This is a genomic window from Paenibacillus durus ATCC 35681 (genome assembly GCF_000993825.1).
Classification (GTDB): Bacteria; Bacillota; Bacilli; order Paenibacillales; family Paenibacillaceae; genus Paenibacillus_AQ; species Paenibacillus_AQ durus_B.
Genome location: NZ_CP011114.1, coordinates 1,544,286 through 1,565,606, shown reverse-complemented (window position 1 = coordinate 1,565,606; position 21,321 = coordinate 1,544,286). Strand labels below are relative to the sequence as shown.

The 21,321-nt window shown below is 49.1% G+C and carries 13 protein-coding genes and 1 pseudogene; 4 read left to right on the top strand and 10 right to left on the bottom strand.

Features of this window, described 5'->3' with window-relative positions:
• Positions 1-9: 9 nt before the first annotated feature.
• The 3 genes from VK70_RS07005 to VK70_RS06995 all read right to left on the bottom strand — a co-directional run bounded on the left by VK70_RS07005 (position 10) and on the right by VK70_RS06995 (position 4,582).
• Positions 10-1,620 (bottom strand): response regulator, encoded by a 1,611-nt coding sequence (locus VK70_RS07005; protein ID WP_025700510.1) that lies wholly within the window; start codon positions 1,618-1,620, stop codon positions 10-12.
• A gap of 1 nt (position 1,621) precedes the next feature.
• Positions 1,622-3,379: a sensor histidine kinase gene (locus VK70_RS07000; protein WP_025700511.1), complete on the bottom strand. Its 1,758-nt coding sequence runs from the start codon at positions 3,377-3,379 to the stop codon at positions 1,622-1,624.
• 336 nt (positions 3,380-3,715) lie between these two features.
• A complete protein-coding gene (locus VK70_RS06995; RefSeq protein ID WP_025700514.1) occupies positions 3,716-4,582 on the bottom strand; it encodes a DMT family transporter in 867 nt (288 codons plus the stop codon).
• A 195-nt stretch (positions 4,583-4,777) separates the two neighbouring features.
• Here VK70_RS06995 and VK70_RS06990 point away from each other — a divergent pair, with 195 nt between their 5' ends.
• Entirely contained in the window at positions 4,778-6,154 is a 1,377-nt protein-coding gene (locus VK70_RS06990; RefSeq protein ID WP_025700515.1) for an aminotransferase-like domain-containing protein, read from the top strand.
• Positions 6,155-6,267: 113 nt separating this feature from the next.
• On the opposite strand, the gene VK70_RS06985 is transcribed toward VK70_RS06990, so the two are convergent.
• On the bottom strand, positions 6,268-7,425 hold the full coding sequence (locus VK70_RS06985) for an MFS transporter (protein WP_025700516.1): 1,158 nt from the start codon (positions 7,423-7,425) through the stop codon (positions 6,268-6,270).
• A gap of 134 nt (positions 7,426-7,559) precedes the next feature.
• On the opposite strand from VK70_RS06985, the gene VK70_RS06980 reads away from it, so the two are divergent.
• Positions 7,560-8,435, top strand: coding sequence for a LysR family transcriptional regulator (locus VK70_RS06980; RefSeq protein ID WP_025700517.1), 876 nt, complete (start codon positions 7,560-7,562; stop codon positions 8,433-8,435).
• Between the two features lie 69 nt (positions 8,436-8,504).
• Here the strand turns inward: VK70_RS06980 and VK70_RS27075 are convergent, their stop codons facing one another.
• The 6 genes and pseudogenes from VK70_RS27075 to VK70_RS06955 form a co-directional block, all read right to left on the bottom strand.
• Positions 8,505-11,912: an S-layer homology domain-containing protein gene (locus VK70_RS27075; RefSeq protein WP_046723051.1), complete on the bottom strand. Its 3,408-nt coding sequence runs from the start codon at positions 11,910-11,912 to the stop codon at positions 8,505-8,507.
• Positions 11,913-12,342: 430 nt separating this feature from the next.
• Complete coding sequence (locus tag VK70_RS06970) at positions 12,343-12,537, bottom strand: hypothetical protein (RefSeq protein WP_025698517.1); 195 nt, start codon at positions 12,535-12,537, stop codon at positions 12,343-12,345.
• A gap of 778 nt (positions 12,538-13,315) precedes the next feature.
• Complete coding sequence (locus VK70_RS06965; RefSeq protein ID WP_155986959.1) at positions 13,316-13,957, bottom strand: hypothetical protein; 642 nt, start codon at positions 13,955-13,957, stop codon at positions 13,316-13,318.
• 48 nt (positions 13,958-14,005) lie between these two features.
• Positions 14,006-14,169, bottom strand: a pseudogene (locus VK70_RS28860) (DNA alkylation repair protein); the annotation flags it as partial.
• Between the two features lie 71 nt (positions 14,170-14,240).
• On the bottom strand, positions 14,241-14,798 hold the full coding sequence (locus VK70_RS06960) for a DUF4256 domain-containing protein (protein WP_144415194.1): 558 nt from the start codon (positions 14,796-14,798) through the stop codon (positions 14,241-14,243).
• A 368-nt stretch (positions 14,799-15,166) separates the two neighbouring features.
• Positions 15,167-17,866 (bottom strand): adenosylcobalamin-dependent ribonucleoside-diphosphate reductase, encoded by a 2,700-nt coding sequence (locus VK70_RS06955; RefSeq protein WP_046723050.1) that lies wholly within the window; start codon positions 17,864-17,866, stop codon positions 15,167-15,169.
• Between the two features lie 539 nt (positions 17,867-18,405).
• On the opposite strand from VK70_RS06955, the gene VK70_RS06950 reads away from it, so the two are divergent.
• Positions 18,406-20,148, top strand: coding sequence for a DEAD/DEAH box helicase (locus tag VK70_RS06950; RefSeq protein WP_025696616.1), 1,743 nt, complete (start codon positions 18,406-18,408; stop codon positions 20,146-20,148).
• A complete protein-coding gene (locus VK70_RS06945; protein WP_025696617.1) occupies positions 20,145-21,275 on the top strand; it encodes a YqhG family protein in 1,131 nt (376 codons plus the stop codon). Before VK70_RS06950 ends, VK70_RS06945 begins: the two co-directional genes overlap by 4 nt.
• Positions 21,276-21,321: the final 46 nt, after the last annotated feature.

Sequence of the window (21,321 nt, the reverse complement as noted above, 5' to 3'; positions counted from 1 at the left end):
TATTAGAGGTTATTTAACTTTTTTAGCTTGTAATCTTTTAGATGTTTCCCGATACTTGACAGGATTAAAACCCGTTCTGTTCTTAAACATTTGCGAAAATTTTGAAAAGTTCAGATAACCTAGATGAGCCGCAACGGCGCTGATTGGCATATCGGTCTTGGCAAGCAGTTCTTGGGCTATGATCACCCGTTCATTTAGAATAAAATCGTTAATTGTAACACCGGTACTTTTCTTAAAAATTCTTGCCAAATAATCGGGGTTAAGAAACACATGTCCTGCGATACTTTCCCGTGTCAGCTCTTTATTGATATTCCTCAATATATACTCCTTCGTTCTCTCAACAACGGATTGAGCTTCTTCAATTGTCCCCAAGCAACGCATTGCTTTATTGACGATATGGCGAATCCAGTCGATCATATCCGCTAAAGATCGATTGGCTTTCTTGGATAAAGCTAAAGACTGCTTGTCACTAAGCAGCTGACGCGCCATTACCCCTTTCTCCGTTAGCAGATAGTAGATCATTTGCAGGAAATCATGGTGGAAGTGAGTTAGGTTCTCAACATTCATTGCGGAGAGCTCAACCAAGCCATTCAAATAATGGATGGCTTCTTGTATGACTTCCTCCACAGCGTTACCGAGAAGCATGGCCGACCAAAGCTGCATATTAGGCGGCACTAACTGCCCAGTTGCCGGTTTGATTGAATTGAAGCGAATCACCCTGTTATAGTAGGCTACGTTATTCTCTTCCAACCCCTTAAGATTCTTGACCATTTCAGCTAAGTTATGTGGAACGACGTCTTCTCCCAAATAAATACACAGATCACATTTATAATAACGGTGGCAATCACCTATAAATCGCTCACAGGATTTCAATAGTTGACGAATGACTGGCTTAGCATCTGAGGTGGCCGGCACAATGGCTAAAAATTTATCTGTTCCTAGAGAGAGAAGGACGCTATTTTCCTGAATCGAATTCACAAAAAATTCCGCAGCATTCCTTATGGCTGCTTTCATGGCTTGCTCCCCGGTATGGTTTACTTCATTATGCCACCTTTGGAAGACGATTAGAATCGGGACAACAGCATCATGAAGAGGAATATTTCGCTCTGTAGCCGCCCGTGAAATTGCGCCTGCATCCGGTTCAATATTCTGATTAAGCACATCCAGCCAGAACTTCTCAATAAGCAAGGGCTGATTCTGGAACCAGTAATGTCCATAAATGCTAAGCTGCGCTTGCGTTTGATCTTCATGCAGCTTTTCTATGGCTTTCTCTACAACCGCCTCCAGTTCATGGGGAGGAACCGGCTTTAAGATATAATCCAAGCTTTTGAGTTGAACCGCTCTTTTGGCATATTCAAAATCGGCATGGCAGGTTAAAATCACCGATACCGTTCTGGGATAATTGTTGTTTACCCAATCCAAGAGCTCAAGTCCGGATCCGGAAGGCATTTCAATATCGCATAACATCACATCAACCGGTTGCTTGAGAAAAATTTCTTTAGCCTGATTTATGTTATAGGCGCTATGAATTTGGGTAATGTGCAATTTTTCACGGTTCAGGACACTTATTATTCCCGCTACCGCCAGTTTCTCATCATCCACTATCAACAATGATGTCATCTCACTCACCTCTCAAGTGATTGTGATCCAAGATTGGGATGGTGATTGTCACAACGGCTCCCGATGGATCCTTATTCTCGAACAAAAGGGAAGCTTGTCCATTGTACAATAACTCCACCCTGCGCTGTGCGTTCCAAATGCCGATATGCTCGCCCATCTCATCTATAACCGGTTTTCCCTCACGGATCGCCTGAAGGACGTTGCCTGGGAAGCCAATCCCGTTATCCTGAACAGTAATTTGAAGCCATGGCACATGCTCGAAATAAACAAATTGACTTGAAATGGATAAATGGATCGGTTTGTCGCTGGAGATGGCATATTTAAACGTATTTTCCACAAAGGTTTGAATCAAGATTGGCGGCACAGGGACATGAAGCGCAAAGTCCGGAATCTCGATCTCCCACGAGAAGCTTCCCGGGAAACGCAATTCTTGTATCCGAATATAATTCTTGACGTGATGCAGCTCATCGTTAAGCGGTACAAAAGCTTGGTTGCTGCGCAGCATAAAGCGGAAATATTGAACCAGGCAAAGCGTGAATTCCTGAATTAACTTATAGTCCTTCAAGTGGGATAAGTTATAAATAATATTCAAAGTATTCATTAAAAAATGCGGATTGACCTGCAGTTGGAGCCTCTGAAGTTCAATCTGCTGCTTGCTCAGTTGTTCTTCATAGACGCTAATACGAAGCTCTTGAATTTGGGTAATCATACTATTGAACGTTTCGTTCACTACCAGAAATTCGTCTGAAGTATCAAACGAATCGATTCTGGCTTTCATATCGCCTTCCCGAATACGCTTCATCGCCTTGAGAATGTGATTTAAAGGTGCCAGAACGACCTTCTGTAACAGCAGCAGAACGACGGATAAGGCAATCAGAAAGGATATCATAATAAAAGCGGAAAGCCTTCCGACATTGGGCAGATTCTCTCGTATTTGACTATCCGGAATAAGTGCGATTAAACTGAAAGCGCCGTTTGATGAAGGACTGCCTACGACCAGATATTTTACCGGATTACCTGATAGATAAAAAGAACCCGGTTTCCGGGAGAGATCAACACCATTCCCGTTCAACCACGAAAATTTATGCATTGGCTCTCCACTTGTGGTCGCAAATAATGATTTTCCATTTTCTCCTAGAATGACCAAGTTGAACTGTTTAAGGAGATTGTCCGCTTTGATCCACGTACCCAGGAGCATATCTCCTGATTCTAAAATATACAGAAGATAATATTGTCCGCCGATTTGACGAACCGCCCATTGTTTCGGGAATAATTCATTGATACCGGAACCCTTTGGCTTTAAAGCCGAAATGTAATCCCGAACTTGCTGCCTTTCCTGATATGAAGTTTTCTCGCTATCGAAGACCTCAATAAATTCCTGATTGGGGATGGAATACGCAAACAGCATATCGGTGAGCAGATTCGGGTCATTCTCCTTCTCCAAAGTTTGAGATAATCTGGATTTCGCCATTTGATATTGATCTCCGCTCGTTTCATCCATCATGATCGTTAAATCTTCGTCTTGGGCCATCAAACTCTTCAAAGTAAACTCCAAATTATCCAGTCGGCTGTCAATATGCTCCATATAGACGGACACAAATTCCCGGTTGGTCTCCGCTACCTCTTGCCGAACAACCTGCATGGCCTGATAATTGTTATAAATCAGAAGCCCGCTCAAAGGAATTAGAACGACCAGTATACAAATGATTAGTTTAAAGGCAATGGAGTTTTTAGTTAAATGAAAACTGCTTAATCTCATTAACAAAACGATCCTTTCCCGTTTCCCAAGAAAACATCCGATTAAATTATGTTAGATATTTTAACACATTATAGAATACACGTTATTATAGCTGACTTCATTGCAAAGTCAATCTTAACTCAATCGTTAATTAACTCCAATCACGTGTAGAGATTTTAACAAAAAAAGACAGCCTTGGAGTGAATTAATCACCAGGCTGCCTACTTTAATAGCGCCAATAAAATAAAACCTACCGTCGTAACGACGATACCGGACCAATGAAAATATCTCCAGAGGATTCCAGGAATGGAGTAGGGATTGCCACATTTAGATTTTTAATTTTCCATATTTCCTCCCCTATTTTGTTGCGAATCGCCGTGCGAACGCCACACACAGGACGACACCGATATTTACTATAAAGATAGGCCAACCAATTGACTCGTGAAGAACGAGAGCCGAAAGTAACAGCCCAAAGAAAGGCTGGAGAAGTTGTAACTGCCCGACCGCTGCTATACCTCCCTGGGCAAGGCCACGATACCAGAACACAAAGCCGATGAGCATGCTGAACAGGGAGACATAAGCAAGACTCCAAAGTGCGGAAGCACTGATACCCTCCCACGAAACCGGCATGTAATAAAACGAAAGCAGTAACATAACGGGAAGCGACAGAATGAGTGCCCAGGAGATCACCTGCCAGCCTCCTAACCTCCGTGAGAGTCGTCCTCCTTCCGCATAACCGAAACCGCACACGATAATAGAAGCCAGCATTAACACATCACCGACCGGCGAAGATGTAGCCCCTTGTGTTAGGGCAAATCCTGCTACAAGGGAGCTGCCTAGAGCTGAAAAAATCCAAAAGATTGGTCTGGGACGTTCACCACCACGCAGTACACCAAAAATCGCCGTCGCAAGCGGCAAAAGTCCAATGTAGATAATTGCATGCGCGGATGTGACATACTGAAGCGCCAAGGCTGTCAGCAGCGGGAAACCTACTACCACGCCGAGTGATACTAGCAATAACGGAACAATGTTGCTTCGGACAGGCCGTTGTTGCCGGAAGATGAGGAGAAGTACTCCCGCTAGCACCCCAGCAATTGCGGCACGGCATACGGTGAGAAACAACGGATCAAAATCCATCACAGCCAACCGTGTGGCTGGTAGCGAGCCGCTGAAGATGAGTACGCCCAGGAACCCATTGACCCAGCCGCTTGTCGTTTTATTCAATACAATCACCTCTAAAAAATTTACAAAAATGCACTCGACACTTTGAGATAACAAAGTATGAAAATAACTTTAAAATACACTTCTGTATGAATTATTTGTATTATAATAGATACAAAATACTATGTATATTGACCTTTTATTCATCTGTAAGGATACAGATATAGAAACTAAATTCTTTTAGTTGGAGGCTTATTTGTGAAAAACAAACAGGAATCCATTCAACAAATCATCCGTTCGGATATAGTCAATGGTATCATCAAGCCCGGTCAGAAGCTGCCTTCCATCCGTAAGCAGAGTCAAAGATTCGGTTGCAGCCTCAACACGATCATTCGTGTTTATCAGGAACTCGAAAGACAATATCTCATTTATTCACGCCCGAAAAGCGGTTATTTTGTCGTAGCCAAAGAAGCGCTCCTCCCCCTGCTGCAAACAAAACGAATCGATTTTGCATCAGCCGCTCCAGATCCCTCGTCGATACCGCAAGTCGACTTTCGTCAATGCTTGAACAAAGCGATGGAATTATTTGAGGCGTCCATATTCACATATCCCGATCCACAGGGTTTACTTTCTCTTCGCCAGGAGATCGTGAAGCTTTTTCAGCAGCAACAGGTTTTTCCTTCAGCTCAGCAAGTTTTTATATTTTCCGGCGCCCAGCAAGCTCTCCATCTTCTAGCCGGGATGCCTTTTCCAAATGGAAAAACTAACATTCTGGTCGAGCAACCAACGTACTGGGGAATGCTGGCTGCGCTTAAGACACAAAGACGAACCGTAATCGGCATCGAAAGAACTCCTGACGGGATTGATTGGGTGACTTTGGAGCGCTATTTTCAAAGTAATATGATCAAGTTTTTTTATACAATCCCGCGCTTCCATAATCCGTTAGGCACTTCTTATACAGCGGAAGACAAACAGCGACTGGTAGAACTCGCCAAAGCCAATGACGTTTACATCGTTGAAGATGATTATCTTGCTGATTTGGAAACAAACAGTAAAGCAGATCCTATTCACGCTTATAATGGAGCCAGTCATGTCATTTATCTCAGAAGTTTTTCCAAAGTGATGCTGCCCGGATTAAGGCTTGCTGCGGCAGCAGTACCAACTTCGTTTATTCCTTTGCTCCAATGGCATAAACATGCGGCGGATCTGAGCACCTCGGTGCTTTCTCAAGGTGTACTCGAGATTTATATGAAGTCCGGGATGTATGCTCATCATGCGAAGCAAATGAAATCCTTGTACAATCAGCGCATTAAACATCTAAGAGAAATTTCACAGCGATTATTGCCCAAAGAGTGCTTATATACCATCCAATCATGCGGAGGGCTTTTCGCTTCAATACACCTTCCGGACTCCATTCATACTGAAGATTTGGTCAAGCGATTGGAGGATCGTGGCGTTGATGTATTGGCAACCGATAATCAGTTCCTTCCATCTTTTCCTAAGCTTAATTTGCTTCGCCTTAGCATCATTCGGACCGATGAGCAAGATATTGAAGAGGGCATGCGCATCATTGCCGAAGAACTGGAGCGCCCCCAATATACAAGCAGCTCCCCTAAGCCATTTTTTCGGTTATGAAGAATTATGCAGAAGACCCGCATTGCCACGGGGCGTAAAGTACAGTAGATTCGTAGGTCCCAATTAAGCTGGATAAATCTTCAAAAATTATGGATACGGTTCTTGAACTTAGTTTATACAGCCACGCGCTTAGATTGAGCAACACGATTTCTTTTTCCCCCAAGAAAATAATTACTGCTTAAAGCCAATAAAATAAAACCTACCGTCGTAACGACGATACCGGACCAATGAAAATGTCTCCACAGGATTCCAGGTATCCACGCCCCGAGGCTTCCTCCCAAATAAAAGAAACACTGGTACAAGGAAGTCGCCGCACCCTTGGAGTGAGTGACAACATCCGTAATATAGGCGGTGGCTGAAGATTGGGAACAAAATTGGCCTAAAGTCAGTATCGAAGCGCCTAAAATAAGCGTATATGGAGAAGGAATCAACGTAACCAAAATCCCTGTGGCTCCCACCAGATGTCCGGTGGCAATCGTTGCTCTTCGGCCAAACCGGCTAGAGACCATCCCCGTAATCAGCGAAGATACAATTCCCCAAATATATGTTAGATAGAGAAGCGAGGTTTGAGTGACGGAATAATTAAAAGGCGCCTGACTGGCGTAAAAAGGCAAGTAATTGAAGAATCCGACAAAAGCGAAAAAGTGGGAAAATCCAATAAAGAAAATCGAAAGCAAAGGCAGATTTTTGAAATGATCCGTGAAGTTTTGTTTACCGCTTTTCACCTGCCCAGTCGATTCCGATAAAAAGAAATAAATCAATAGACTGACGAGAGTTGTCATAACCGTTGTTATAAGAAAGAATAATTCCCAATTAAAGTGTTCCGTAATCAATCCGCATAATACCCGGCCAAGCAGTCCTCCTGCCAAGGTGGCGCTAACATACGTGGCCAGTACCATTCCTTTTTTCTTGACAGGAAATTCTTCGGCCGCGTAGGTCATCAGGATCGTCGTTACTCCGGTTATCAAGGTTCCCTGAACAAATCGAAACACAAGCAGCCAACTGAACGAATGGGTAAAAAATAAGGCCAGGCTGGGAATGGTCAGCAGAAGGTTTGAGAATAGTATCACTTTTTTACGGTCCCATTTATCGGAAAATACAGCCAAAAACAGCGATGAAAACACAATGCCGAGTATCGTTAACGAAATCGACAAACTGGCCGTTGAAATCGATATGCCAAATTCCCGCATGAATAAAGGAAGAATGGGCTGTGGACCGTAAATAATGATAAAAGCGTTGGTCACGGAAAGAAAAATAATGAGCAATCTCATGAAAAAGGACACTTCCTTCTTTTGGGCTAAAATTCATTCTTAAATTGAATCTTAGAGCCTTCATGAATAATTGTAAAATACAATATATCGTGATTTAATATTAATAAAGTTGATATTTTGGAGCGTGTTACGCCATGGACACATTAGGAATCGAAGCTTTTCTTTCTATAGTAAGACACGGTAGTTTAACCGACGCCGCCAGCTCCTTATTTATATCCCAGTCGACTCTAAGTCACCGGTTAGCTCAACTGGAACGGGAAGTCGGGATGAGCTTAATCGACCGTGGAAGAGGACTCCGAACATTATCGTTAACTTCCAGCGGGCAGGAATTTTTAGCGCTGGCCAGAAGATGGGAGGCCCTTATTCAGGAGACCAGCCAGATCCGCACCCGCACCAAAAACTTGACCCTTTCGATCGGAGCGGCAGATAGCATCCAAACTTACGTCCTCCCTGCCATTTACAAGGAACTGAGCAAATATTCAAAAGAAATCGAGATTCGCATTCGCACTCAGCAATCAACGGAACTGTACCAATTGTTGGAACGTGGTGAGATCGATATTGCTTTTGCCAATTTGGAACAGCCTATGCCTAATATGCTTGTAAAAAAGTTTCTTACCGAGCAAATGATAGTGATAAGCAAAGGAAAATTACCCGTTGCAAACAACACCTTAATCGATCACGAGTTAGATACGTCAAATCAGCTGTTTTTTGAGTGGAACCCCTCCTTTCGGGCATGGTATGACAGGTGGATTGGGGACAGAAATTATCCGCCTATCCGTTTAGATGCGGCTTCACTGATAGAAACATTCATGGATTGTCCTGAAAAATGGGCGATTGTTCCGATGTCTCTGGCACGCCGGTATGAACAAACAGGCGAATTCTTTATTTATCAACTGGAATCCCCTCCGCCTGAGCGGGTTTGCTATCAGATTCAACCGCGCAACCCCAGGTCAAGCGCTGTAGAAAGTCTGCGAATATTAGATACGTGTATTCATGCTGTCATGGATTGAATACACGAAAGAGGCGTCCCTAGCCAATTGCATGGCTTATGGGACGCCCTGTTTATAGATAAACTGCTATTATTGCGCTCGCTGCAGCAGCCCTAGAATGATGGTTACAGCCTCCGCTCTTGTAACACTTTGATTTGGAGCAAACCGGTTCTGACCGATTCCATTCACAAGCCCTGCATCCTTAATCGCTGCAATGTAAGGAACCGCCCATTTCGGAGCATCTTTGGCATCTGCAAAAGACAGCACCGCTTTAGGGTTCACTTGGACCCCGCCAGCACGGACAATCAACGCCGCCATTTCGGCTCTCGTGATGACCTGTTCGGGACGGAAGGTGTTATCATTGTAGCCAGCAATAATACCCGCGTCCAAAGCTTGCGCGATAAAGGATTGCGACCAAGCCGGAATTTTGCCCGCATCTTTGAAGTCCAGCGCTTTCCCGGTGTCCGCATGTTTCACAGCACGCATCAGAAGAGTAATAAACTCTGCCCGGTTGACCGTTTGGTTCGGACGGAAGGTTCCGTCCGCATACCCTTTGGCAAATCCAAGCTCCACGGCCTTGTTGATTGCAAATGCTGCCCAGTGCCCATCAATATCCTTCAGCTTTGTTGCCGGGGTGGTTGGCGCTGGCGCTGTTGGCGTTGTTGGTGCGGCAGGTGCCGTTGGCGGCGTAGTTGGCACCGCTGGTTTCGTTCCTCCACCTCCAGTATTGCTGGGAGTGTCACCGCTATTACCGGTGCTGGAGATTTTTTGAATACCGAACTGGTCAACCAGATATGGAGCAGCGTTGTCTACATTCTGATCAATTTCATACGTAAATGCCGTCAGCTTGCCGCTGTCAATCGTTATACCGACGAAGTTCTGTACCTGGCTGCGCTTTGGGCGGGTAGCGTCGCTTGGGTCCGGGCCGTATTTCGCCGCATGGTTTTCTTCCGCACGCTCGAACAGATTGTAATATTTGTCTCCTCCAAGCGCTTCCTTCTGATTCTTGTAATAGACCTTCGGTCCCGCTGTCGCTGGGATCAGATAGATCGTACCATCCGGATTCACCGTGTATTCCACAGATTTGCCGTTCTGCGATTCGATGAATTTCGCGGTCGTAGCGGCGGTGTTATCGCTCTTGATCGGCTTGGTGCGGGCGTAAATATGGTCATGTCCCTGAAGGACAAAATCAATATCCAGCTCGGCCATCAGCGGGGCGATCTTGGTCCGAACTCCGTTTGGTCCCATGATGTCGCTGTCGGTCGCATGGTTCGAGGTCGTGTACGGACCTTTGTGAATGTTCACAATAATCCACTGGGCGCCTGCCGCCTTGGCTGCTGTCACATCACTTTTCAGCCACTCTACCTGATCCTTAGAGAAATCCGCATACTCCTCCGAGTTCTCATTCGTGTTCAGCACCACAAAATGCGCGTTGCTGTAATCGTAAGAGTAATACGCTCCCGTTTCTGTAGCCGAGCCTGCGGCCGGTTTGATATCAAAATGCTCGATGAACGCATTGTTCTTGTTTTCATGGTTACCCGCAGCCGGCGCAATCGTTGTATTCAGCAGGCTTTGCTGGGAGTGGCCCAGCAGCCAGTTCCACTGCTCTTCCTTGGTTCCGGTATCGACAATGTCGCCATTATGGACCACAAAGTCGGCATTCGGAACCGTCGCCAGCGCTTTGGCCAGGGTTTGGGAGGAGAGGATCGCTTCATCCTCGCTCTTCGCCTGCGTATCTGCCAGGTCGATGAACGTGAAGGCTCCGCCTACAGGCGCCGTCTTGAACGTTCCAGCTTCACTCCACACATTGAGCTCCGCGTCCCCCACGCGGAAATAATAGGCGGTGTTTGCCTTGAGGCCGGTCGCTTCGGCTTTATGCACATTTTCCAGAGGAGAGTTTGTAGATACCTGGGTTATTCCCTTGAATGTAAGGCCGGTATCAAACTCCGCTTTTCCATAGGTCGCTTCAATTACCTGTACATCACTGTCTTGAGAAGCCTTTGGTGTGTACCACGTGAATCCCTTGGAGGTCTTGGGATCGCCATTGAATGTTACTGTCACCTTGCTGACTCCAACATCCTTTTGAATACCAAACTGGTCAACCAGATACGGAGCAGCGTTATTCACATTCTGATCAATTTCATACGTAAATGCCGTCAGCTTGCCTCCGTCAATCGTGATGCCCACGAAGTTCTGTACCTGGCTGCGTTTTGGACGGGTAGCGTCGCTTGGGTCCGGGCCGTATTTCGCCGCATGATTTTCTTCCGCACGCTCGAACAGATCGTAATACTTGTCTCCTCCAAGCGCTTCTTTTTGATTCTTGTAATAGACCTTCGGTCCCGCTGTCGCCGGGATCAGATAGATCGTGCCATCCGGATTCACCGTGTATTCCACAGATTTGCCGTTCTGCGATTCGATGAATTTCGCAGTTGCGGCGGCGGTGTTATCGCTCTTAATCGGCTTGGTGCGGGCGTAAATATGGTCATGCCCCTGAAAAACAAAATCAATATCCAGCTCTGCCATCAATGGGGCAATTTTGTTGCGGACTCCGTTTGGCCCCATAATGTCGCTGTCGGTCGCATGGTTCGATGTCGTGTACGGCCCCTTGTGAATGTTCACAATAATCCACTGGGCGCCTGCCGCTTTGGCTGCTGTCACATCACTTTTCAACCACTCTACCTGATCCTTAGAGAAATCCGCGTACTCCTCCGAGTTCTCATTCGAGTTCAGCACCACAAAATGCGCGTTGCTGTAATCATAGGAGTAATACGCTCCCGTTTCTGTGGCCGAGCCTGCGGCCGGTTTGATGTTAAAATGCTCGAAGAACGCATAGTTCTCGTCTTCATGGTTGCCCGCAGCCGGCACAATCGTTGTGTTCAGCAGGCTTTGCTGGGAGTGGCCCATCAGCCAGTTCCACTGCTCTTCCTTGATTCCGTTATCGACAATGTCGCCGTTATGGACCACAAAGTCGGCATTCGGAACCGTCGCCAGCGCTTTGGACAGCGTTTCGGAGGAAAGAATCGCTTCATCCTCGGTCTTCGCCTGCGTATCGGCCAGGTCGATGAACGTGAAGGCTCCGCTTGCAGGCGCCGTCTTGAACGTTCCCGCTTCACTCCACACATTCAGCACGGCGTCCCCCACACGGAAATAATAAGCGGTGTCTGCCTTGAGGCCGGTAGCTTCGGCTTTATGCACATTCTCCAGAGGAGAGTTTGTAGATACCTGGGTTATTCCCTTGAACGTAAGGCCAGTGTCAAACTCCGCTTTTCCATAGGTCGCTTCAATTACCTGTACAGTGCTGTCTTGAGAAGCCTCTGGTGTGTACCACGTGAATCCCTTGGAGGTCTTGGGATCGCCATTGAATGTTACTGTCACCTTACTGACGGGTACCGCTGCATCCAAAGACTCTGCTGCCAATACAGGTCCTGCCGCATTCAAAGACCCCGTCGCCAACAGAAAAGCCAACAGCATAGCTGTTATGTACTTCAATAATCTCATCCTAATCTCCTTCTAATCTTTTTTTCGTCACTGGGGACAATAGGAAAAGTTTAGCAATGAAACGTAAGTAGAATGTTAGATCGTTGTATAGGTTGTGTAAATCCTGGAAAATGCGTATTTGGACATAAAAAAGGGACTGCCTATATTTAATGCCCAGAGCGCAACGTAAACTAAACAAACTGACGCCAGTAGAGTACCTACGCCAGTTCGCAGCCTACGTGTTTTTTCAATTCCACTAAATGGGGTCTTGACCAGGGTAAGTGGGGTCTTTCTTTTTTTAGCAGTTCTCGCAGAATCTCAAGCTCAAGTTCTTTTTCCCCGAGCACCTTTATGGCCTTTTCGTAGCGCTGTTCCACATCCTGCAGACGTAGAAAAAAACCATGATCAATGGATCATAGCTGTAACCCGTAATCGGCCAGGGGGAGCAACGTTATTTGAAAAATAAGAAGACAAGCAATCCCCCGATGATTACCAGGGTTGTCACGATTCTGACCAAGCAGCCCCCTCTTGTCAAGGCTCCCAAATCGCCGATCACAGAGCGGTTAATCGAATCGGCAAAATTGATGAACGGATTCTTCTTATACTCTTCGATTTGCTTTTTTTCTTGTTCTTCTCTGTTGTCCACCGCTTTGCCTCCATTTGTTCCTCGTTAGTATAGGTTAATAGGTTGTTTCTCGGACTTCCTCGGCGATATCCCACCACAGTCCGCAATGTCATTCACCTCAGAATATGTTCCTTTATCCCAGCGCGATTCCGCGGTAATCATAGCCTGGAGAAAGGTGTGCTTCAGACAACACTGGCGTCCAATCAGCTAAAGCTGACTATTCTTACAGCTAAACTGTATATCATTCCCTGTATAACTTCAAATAAAAATGTATTTTTTTCACATAACCTTCATGAGCCTGAGGCTTACAACCCGGTATGTAAATGTTTATTCGTGAGAAGCGCCCGACGCCGCACGTATACCAAAGCAGGCAGTGGCCCGCTGCGCAATCTCAGTCTGTTTTGAAATAACTTTCTTTCATCCTCTGATGTTGTCGCGTTAGCGGCATGGACGTCTAATACTTTATTTACTTTTGACAAAAGCACAAAAAACAAGGAGCAGATACCCCAATGGGCCAACTGCTCCTTGTTTCGTACAACAAATAATGGAAAGGGATTCCTATGAAAAATTGTGATATTCCAGAATTAATTGGAAAACGGAGCCCCGCAAACCCGCTGGCTCCGTTTTTGGTGTTGCAGAATTGATTAGAATCTGAAGACCCCCGCGGCGGAAATGGAGTTTTGTTACAGGATTCGATAGAAAAATATAAAATAATGCCATTTTACTGTTATGCATAAATATACATATAATTAGTTTACCACCGGAAAGGAGATATGGAAATTCCAATAGATTCACCTTATCACCTTGCTTCCTTCAATCCTCCCAGCATCCTGATCCCGAGTAGGATGAACCACGCGGTGCAAACCACCTGAATCACCATACTCATCGCAGATCCAATCAACCAGGGATACGCGCCGGCGAACTGCAATAATCCTGCCGCAAACCCGACATAGGCTGCACCCTTGCCAATTTGACTTCGGCGGATGGCAAAGCTTAACAGAAGAATCGCCGTGCCCAGGATGAGCGCTGCGGTATGCATGCCGCCGTAATACATACTGAGCACGAGCTTATAGATGTCCGGGGTAAGTTCAAGGTCATACACCGGATAGACCATTCGGCCCAAGACGATTGTCATGAAGAGATGGACCGGAATGGTGACAGCCATTAGACCGCACCCCAGCGCGGCTTTGATACGGTCGGTCCCCGCCAGTACCCGGTAGAGTGCAGCGATGGAAGGGATCAAAGACAAGGTGGCGAAGAAAATCAGTTCATCCGCCATGGCGATATGAAACTTCCACTCCGCCAGCCACATCATGAGCTCTCCCTCTGCCGACGGAGGGATGGGCACAGGCAGAAGAAAGAGCTGTTGGGCCAAAAAGAGCAGGCCGGAAATGATGAATGCAATACCGCCAAAGGAAATGATGCTGTTTCTGCGTTTCAATTGGATCATCCCGCTTCCGATTGGTGTGTGTAATTCATCCCCTCTTCTTTAACACCTGACATGTTTGCGTTTGAAGCCGATTTGTCCTTTACTCACGGCCTTCTGGATATTCTCGTAAGCGTTTAGGAAGCTGGAGGGTTTCTTGCTCCGCTGGACTTCCACCGGACCGACAGCCTTGGGGTTTCGACCGCCTGGTAATGGAGCGGCAAGTACCGCCAATCAAAAGCCGAGGACAAACGGACCTGCATCCCGCTCCCCCTCGGCTTACTTTTCTTGCACTCTGTCAGACTCTTAAAGAGCCGCGGAAGCCCCTGGCAGCATAATAGGATTCCGCTCCATTGTGGTACACGAAGACCGTGTCGTAGCGGCGGTCACAAAAGAGGGCTCCGCCGAGCTTTCGGATGTTATCAGGGGTTTGAACCCAGCTGGAGGTTTTCAGGTCGAACTTCCCCAGCTTCTGCAGCCCGCGGTATTGCTCTTCCGTTAACAGCTCCATGCCCATGGCAGTTGCCATGTCAACGGCGCTATTCTCCGGTTTATGTTCCTTCCTGGACTCCAACGCCTCACGGTCGAAACAAACGCTTCGGCGGCCTTTGGGACTTTCCGCTGAACAATCATAGAACAGGTATTCCCCCGTCTGATCATCCTGACCCACCACATCCGGTTCGCCGCCGGTTCTTTCCATTTCATGGAGCGACCACAGCTTCTCAGGCTTTGCTTCGAGCTTCGCTTGCACGTCCACCCATACAAGGCCTTGATGGCGGTTCATGTTTTTCTCAAAACGGGCTTTCAATGTCCGGAGTAGTTCTTCGCGTTGTTCCGTTGACAATTCCATGTTCATATTCCCCTTCATTATTTCTTTAATTTCATTAAAATCAACGATTATTTAATGTCCTTCTACTACTAGCTAGGGGTACCTAAGTAGTAACATATAATAAAAAAACATTAAATAGCAAAATAAGCATAGTCCGAATTTAATATAAATCAAATTCTTTTAATCGGTCGTCTGCGCAAATAAATCATCCTAGATAAAGTAATGGGCTGGACAATTATTCATAATTGCCCAGCCCAATGTATATTTATACAAGCCAAATGAATATTTCTTTATTTCTAAATATTTCTGCAACAAATCGTCTAACGAATTATGTTACAATTCCAATTTATTCTGGAATATCACAAAATCATAACAATATGATAATGTTCTTCAGCTTACCCGCACCGGCTGTACCCGCAGTTCCCGCACGTCTTGCAGCCCTCGATGTTAATCAGCGAGGCGGTGCCGCAGGATGGGCACAAGTCGCGGGAAGCCGATGACGAATGGCTGTGCCCATGTCCGCCGTGGCCGTGGTCGGCCTCAACGGTCGGGGCTGCCGGTGCGCCGCCGGCCTTCAGCTCGGCGTTCAGCGCGCTCTCGAAATCCTCGAGCGCGAGCGTTGCCGCGATTGGCGCGGGAGCGTGGTCTTCATGTGCGCTTTGCTGCACATGGGTTTCCAGCGCCTTCGCCACGGCGTCGGCGATGGACTCGACGCGGTTCGCGCCGAAGCCGATGGCTCCGGAGCCGCCGATGCCTTTGAGATGCTTGATCAGCAGCTCAACCTTCTCGCCGTGATCTCCGTAACGGAGGAACAGCGAGCAGACGCGGCCGAGCGCTTCCGCCATGGCGAACACGTCGGAGCCGGCCTTGCCGACGTTCAGGAAAATTTCGGCCGGGGTGCCGTCCAGGTCGTTAATCGTAATATACGCCATGCCGAACGGCGTGTTGATCTTATAGGTCGCGCCGCGCAGCACCTGCGGGCGTTTCTTGTACTGCTTGTCGACAACTTTGCCGCTTGACGCCGAACCGGAATCAGCGGATGCGCTGCTGACCGGAGCCGCTGGCGCAGTAGAAACCTGGGCGGCACTAACCTCTGCGGCCTCTGCCGCTTCGGCAATCGGAGCCGCCGTCTCCTTCAGCGGAGCGTCCTTCTTGTCTTCTTTCTTCTCCGTTTGCAATACCTGTACATCACGGCTGCCGTCGCGGTAGATAGTGACGCCCTTGCAGCCGAGATCAAAGGCCAGTTCGTACAGTTCCTTCGTCTCTTCGACCGTAAAATCGTTCGGGCAGTTCGCCGTCTTGGAAATGGAGCTGTCCACCCAGCGCTGAATGGCGGCTTGCACACGGATGTGATCCTTGGCGGACAGGTCCATCGAGGTTACGAAATAGTTCGGCAGCTCTTCGCCCGGATGAGCCTTCAGCCATTCCTCTGCAATCGGCACGAACTGCTCGTCGAAGCCGAGACGGCTTTGACGGAAATATTTGAAGGCAAAGTACGGCTCGATGCCGGTCGATGTGCCGACCATCGTGCCCGTGCTGCCTGTCGGCGCTTGGGTAATGACTGTAACATTACGCATACCCTGCTTGGCGATGGCCTCGCCGACTTCGGGGTACACCTCGGCCATATTTTTCATAAAGCCGCTCAGCAGGTATTTCTCAGCGTCGAACGCCTGGAAAGAACCTTTTTCCGCCGCGATCTCGGAAGAGGCCAGATAGGCTTCGCGGGCCATAAATCCGTACAGCTTGTCCAGGAACGCCAGTGAATCCGGGCTACCATATCGGATGTTCAGCTTAATCATCAGCTCGGCCAGACCCATCGTTCCGAGACCTACGCGGCGCTCTTTTTTCTGATTGGCTTCGTTCTCCGGGAAATGATACGGCGTCTTGTCAATGACATTGTCCAGGAAGCGCACCGAATAGCGGGTTGTCGTCGCCAGTTCGTCCCAGGCCACATCATGCTTCTCCTCGTCATAGAACTTGGAGAGGTTGATCGCGGACAGGTTGCAGACGCCCCAGCCGGGCAGACCCTGCTCGCCGCAAGGATTCGTGCAAATGATTGGGTTGAAGTACCAGCTGTTGGACATCTGGTTGTAATATTCCATGAAGACGACGCCCGGCTCCGCCGATTTCCACGCGGATTCAATGATCGTATGCCAGATATCCCGCGCTTTGACGGTACGGTAATGATTAACCTTGCGGCCCGCCGCCTTCCATTTCTCAAGATCGCCGTCCCAGACTTCGTTATAGTCCGGCTCCGTCGTATCCGGGAATACGAGCTCCCAGTCGAGATCCTCTTTGACCGCCTTCATAAAGCTGTTGCTGACGCACACCGACAGGTTGGCGTTCGTCACCTGGCCCATCGTCTGCTTGACGGTAATAAAATCAACCACGTCCGGATGCCAGTCGTTGATCATCAGCATCAGCGCTCCCCGGCGGCTGCCGCCCTGCTCGATCAGTCCCGTCGTATAGCTGAACAGTCCGCCCCAGGATACCGCCCCGCTGGAGGAACCGTTAACGCCCTTGACGACGGCGCGGCGCGGACGCAGCGAGGACAGGTTGATGCCAACGCCGCCGCCGCGGGCCATAATCTCCGTCATTTCGGACAAAGTTTCCATAATGCCGCCCCGGCTGTCTTTTGGCGAAGGAATGACATAGCAGTTGAACAGCGTCAGCTCGTCGCTCGCACCCGCTCCGGCCGCGATCCGGCCACCGGGAACCAGCTTCCAGTCATCCAGAATGCTGCGGAATTTATCCGTCCATTCGCGCTGCAGTTCCGGCGTCTTCTCCACGGAAGCCATGGCTCCCGCCAGGCGGTCCCACATTTCTTCCGGTGTTTTTTCGATATTGAGCGTCAGCTTCTCCACCTCGGACTGAACCAGCTCGCCGCTGCGGGTCTTGACCGTCACGGTCCGGCCGCTGCGCTCTACGATTTCCCCGACTTCCTTGGTAGGAAATTTTGGGTCGTCTTTGGTCAGGACAAGCACCACGTCTCCCACCTTGGCATTGTTTGTGTCAGCGTCCTTCCAGGCATAGCGGTCCAAAAAGATTTTCTCGCTGAGCCCCTCCAGCCGCTGCCTGCGCTCCACTGTACTCAATATAAACAACCTCCCGAAAGTATGATTAGTATTCCGATCTCTGTGTTATATAGATGAACTTAAGATTTTTCCATCAGATGTCAGTCGTAACTACGAGGAATATTTGGACTTCCGGCCGCTGTTGTCCCCAGATTTCTTCATTTAAACCGCTCTTGGCGGATGAAATCCAGAGACAAAGGCGATCGCTATCGCTCCTACAGTTCCAAACTTCCCCTTCGTTACTCCTTACCCTGATGTCATTTTTCAAGTTCATCTTATATAGGCGGGTCATTTCTCCGATTAAAAAGGCTTCCACCGCACTTGTCACAATATATTGTGTGAATTAGCCTTTAAACTATACCATATATTGTGGAAAGAGTCTTTGTCGAAATATTGCGGCCCATGCGAAATAACACGGCAACTGCCCGCATTTGCTCTTTGTTTCTCCTGTTTTTAGAGACTGGCTCCAAAAATAGCAGTTATGAATTCTCTCTTTTACGCGCATACTACTTATACATTTGACTATGTAAACTATAGGCCCGCAGAAGGAGACAGCGCTCATGACTCACGTACCCCGCAATAACCTGAAGCAAGAACAAGGTCAGGATATCGTTCTTCCCGTGCCTATCTCCTTCGAACGTGAATGGCTGAAAGACCTGGAATCCCGGCTGGACAAAGGCGGCCCCTGGGGCGACTGGAGGCTGTCCCGGCTGGCGATGGAAGGCGAGGCTTCCGGCCTGGTGGAGAGCTTCGAGGAGCTGCAGTGCATGAAGCATCTGGCTTCGCTGTCTCCACTGCCCCACCAAATCGACACGGCACGCAAGGTGCTGTTCGAGATGTCGGGACGCGCGATTCTTGCGGACGAGGTCGGCCTTGGCAAGACGATTGAAGCGGGCCTGGTGCTGAAGGAATATTTGGTGCGCGGGCTTGTCTCCAAAGTGCTGATTCTCGTCCCCGCTTCGCTTGTGCTTCAGTGGGTGCGGGAGCTGAATACGAAGTTCGGCATTTCGGCCGTGGCGCAAAAAAAGGCGTACTCCTGGGACAACGACATCGTCGTCGCCTCCATGGATACGGCCAAGCGCGATCCCCACAAGGAGCGCCTGATCTCCGGCGAATACGACATGCTCATTATCGATGAAGCCCATAAGCTGAAGAACAAGAAGACGACCAACTACCAATTCGTTCAGGAGCTCCGCAAAAAATACTGCCTGCTGCTCACCGCCACCCCGGTGCAGAACGACCTCGGCGAGCTGTTCAATCTCATTACGCTGCTGAAGCCGGGCCAGCTCGGGAATCAGGGTGATTTTGCGGCGAATTTCGTCGTCGACAAGCGCGTGGCCAAGAACGAAGACCAGCTCCGGGACGAGCTGTCCAAGGTGATGATCCGCAACCGCAGGGGCGAAGGACCGGTGGCTTTTACGAAGCGGAAGGTCAGCAATGTACCCCTTACACTTTCACCCGAAGAACAAACATTATATGACGGGGTCACATCCTTTGTCAAAGATCAGTATCAGGAGTCGGGCGGGAATTTAAGCAGCATGCTGTCGCTCGTCACCTTGCAGCGGGAGGTATGCAGCAGCCGTGACGCGGTGTTCGTGACGCTGGTTAATCTGACGAAAAAGCTCCCCGAGGACTCGCCCCGCCGGGAACGGATGATCGAGCTCCTCCAGCAGATCCGGACGGTAAAAGCGAACACGAAGGCGGAGAAAACCATTTCCCTCATTAAAGAAATGAACGAAAAAGTAATCGTATTCACCGAATACCGGGCGACCCAGGAGTACCTGCTTCAGTATTTCCGCAATCACGGCATCCTTTCCGTCCCTTATTCCGGCGGCATGAACCGAGGCAAAAAAGACTGGATGATGGACCTGTTCCGCGGACGCGCCCAGGTGATGATTGCTACCGAAGCCGGGGGCGAGGGCATCAATCTGCAGTTCTGCCACCATATGATCAATTTCGATCTTCCCTGGAACCCGATGCGGGTCGAGCAGCGGATCGGCCGGGTACACCGGCTGGGCCAGCAAAACGACGTTATCATCCACAACCTCTCCACCACCGGGACGATCGAGGAGCATATCCTGCATCTGCTGCATGAAAAAATCAATCTGTTCGAGACGGTGATCGGAGGGCTGGACACGATTTTGGAACGGTTCGAGAAAAAAGAGTCGCTGGAAAAAAGCCTCTACAAAATTATGCTGGAGGCCGAAAGCGACGAAGAAATCCGCAGCAAAGTAGGGCAGCTCGGCCAGACGCTGGCCGAGCTGAAGGATGGAATCCTCAGTGAAAGCGAGGCCGCGCCATGACCATGACCGCCCAGCAGGTGCAGAAGCATGTTATGGACTATCTGGAAGCGACGGAATGTCAGATCATTGAAAAATCGCCGGTTCATGTCACCGTAAAGCTCTCCCCCCGCGCCGATCAAATGTTAACCGACCGGCCTTACTACTGGGGGTTCGTCGAGCGCACCGGCGCGGAGCCGCAAACACTGTCCTTTACCTTCGTCTTTGACCCGGAGAAGTATGATGCGGCGGCGAGTATACCCGCGCCAAGGAGCGGCACCGGGCCGGGAAGCGGGGGGCTTGCTAGTCAGACGCCTTGGGGAAGCGGAGCGGCGGCAGGCCAGGGGGGGAACGCAACAAGAGGCCCTGGCGCTGGCCCGTCCGGGGGAAATCCTGGGCCGGGTGCCGGAAGCAATCCGGGGGCAAACCCCGCCGCTGGCGCACCAATCGGCGCCGCCGGGAACTCGGCTGCTAACAACGGGCCGAACGATGGCCTCCTTGCCCGTTATTTCGGGGTAACACCGGTGCTGCCGCGTCTAGGCCCCGGGCTAATCCGCCGCGAGGATATCACGTTTGGCAGTAGGCGGCTGCGCCAGATTTGGTCCGCGGCGCAGACCGAGGGGAAATGTCTGCATCTGTTTGAAGCCCCGGGAAATCTCCAGCGGATGACCCTTTTCTCCGCCGCCTACGAGCCATGGCTCGCCGTCTGCTTCAAGGTGGAGCTCAGCTGCGATTTGAAACGGGAAGAGCTACATTTCATCGGCGTATCGCTGCTTACCGGAGAAGTCAGGGAGAACTTCGGCTCTATTCTGGACCCGCTTGAGCTGACTCCGCGCCTGCCGGAGAATGTCCACGTCCAGCCTTATGAAATCTCCCTGTCTTCGGGAGCCGGCTTGCTCGAACGCCATATCCTCTCAAAGCTTTCCGGTCAGGATTACAGCTGGGCCGAGGCAGCGCGGCGGCGTCTGCAAGGAGAGCTTGAAATTATTGACGCTTACTATATCGAGCTTCTGAAGGAACAAGGTGAAGAAAAGCGGCTTGCTACCGAAGAACAGCATGCCAGCCGCCGAAAAGAAACCATTTGGCAGTATGAACCGAACATTTCCGTATCGCCGGTCGTCTACGGCCTGTTTCATCTCCGTAAGCAATAGAAAGCGACCCGGCTCGCTAAAAGCGGCCAAAAAAAATGGAATCCAC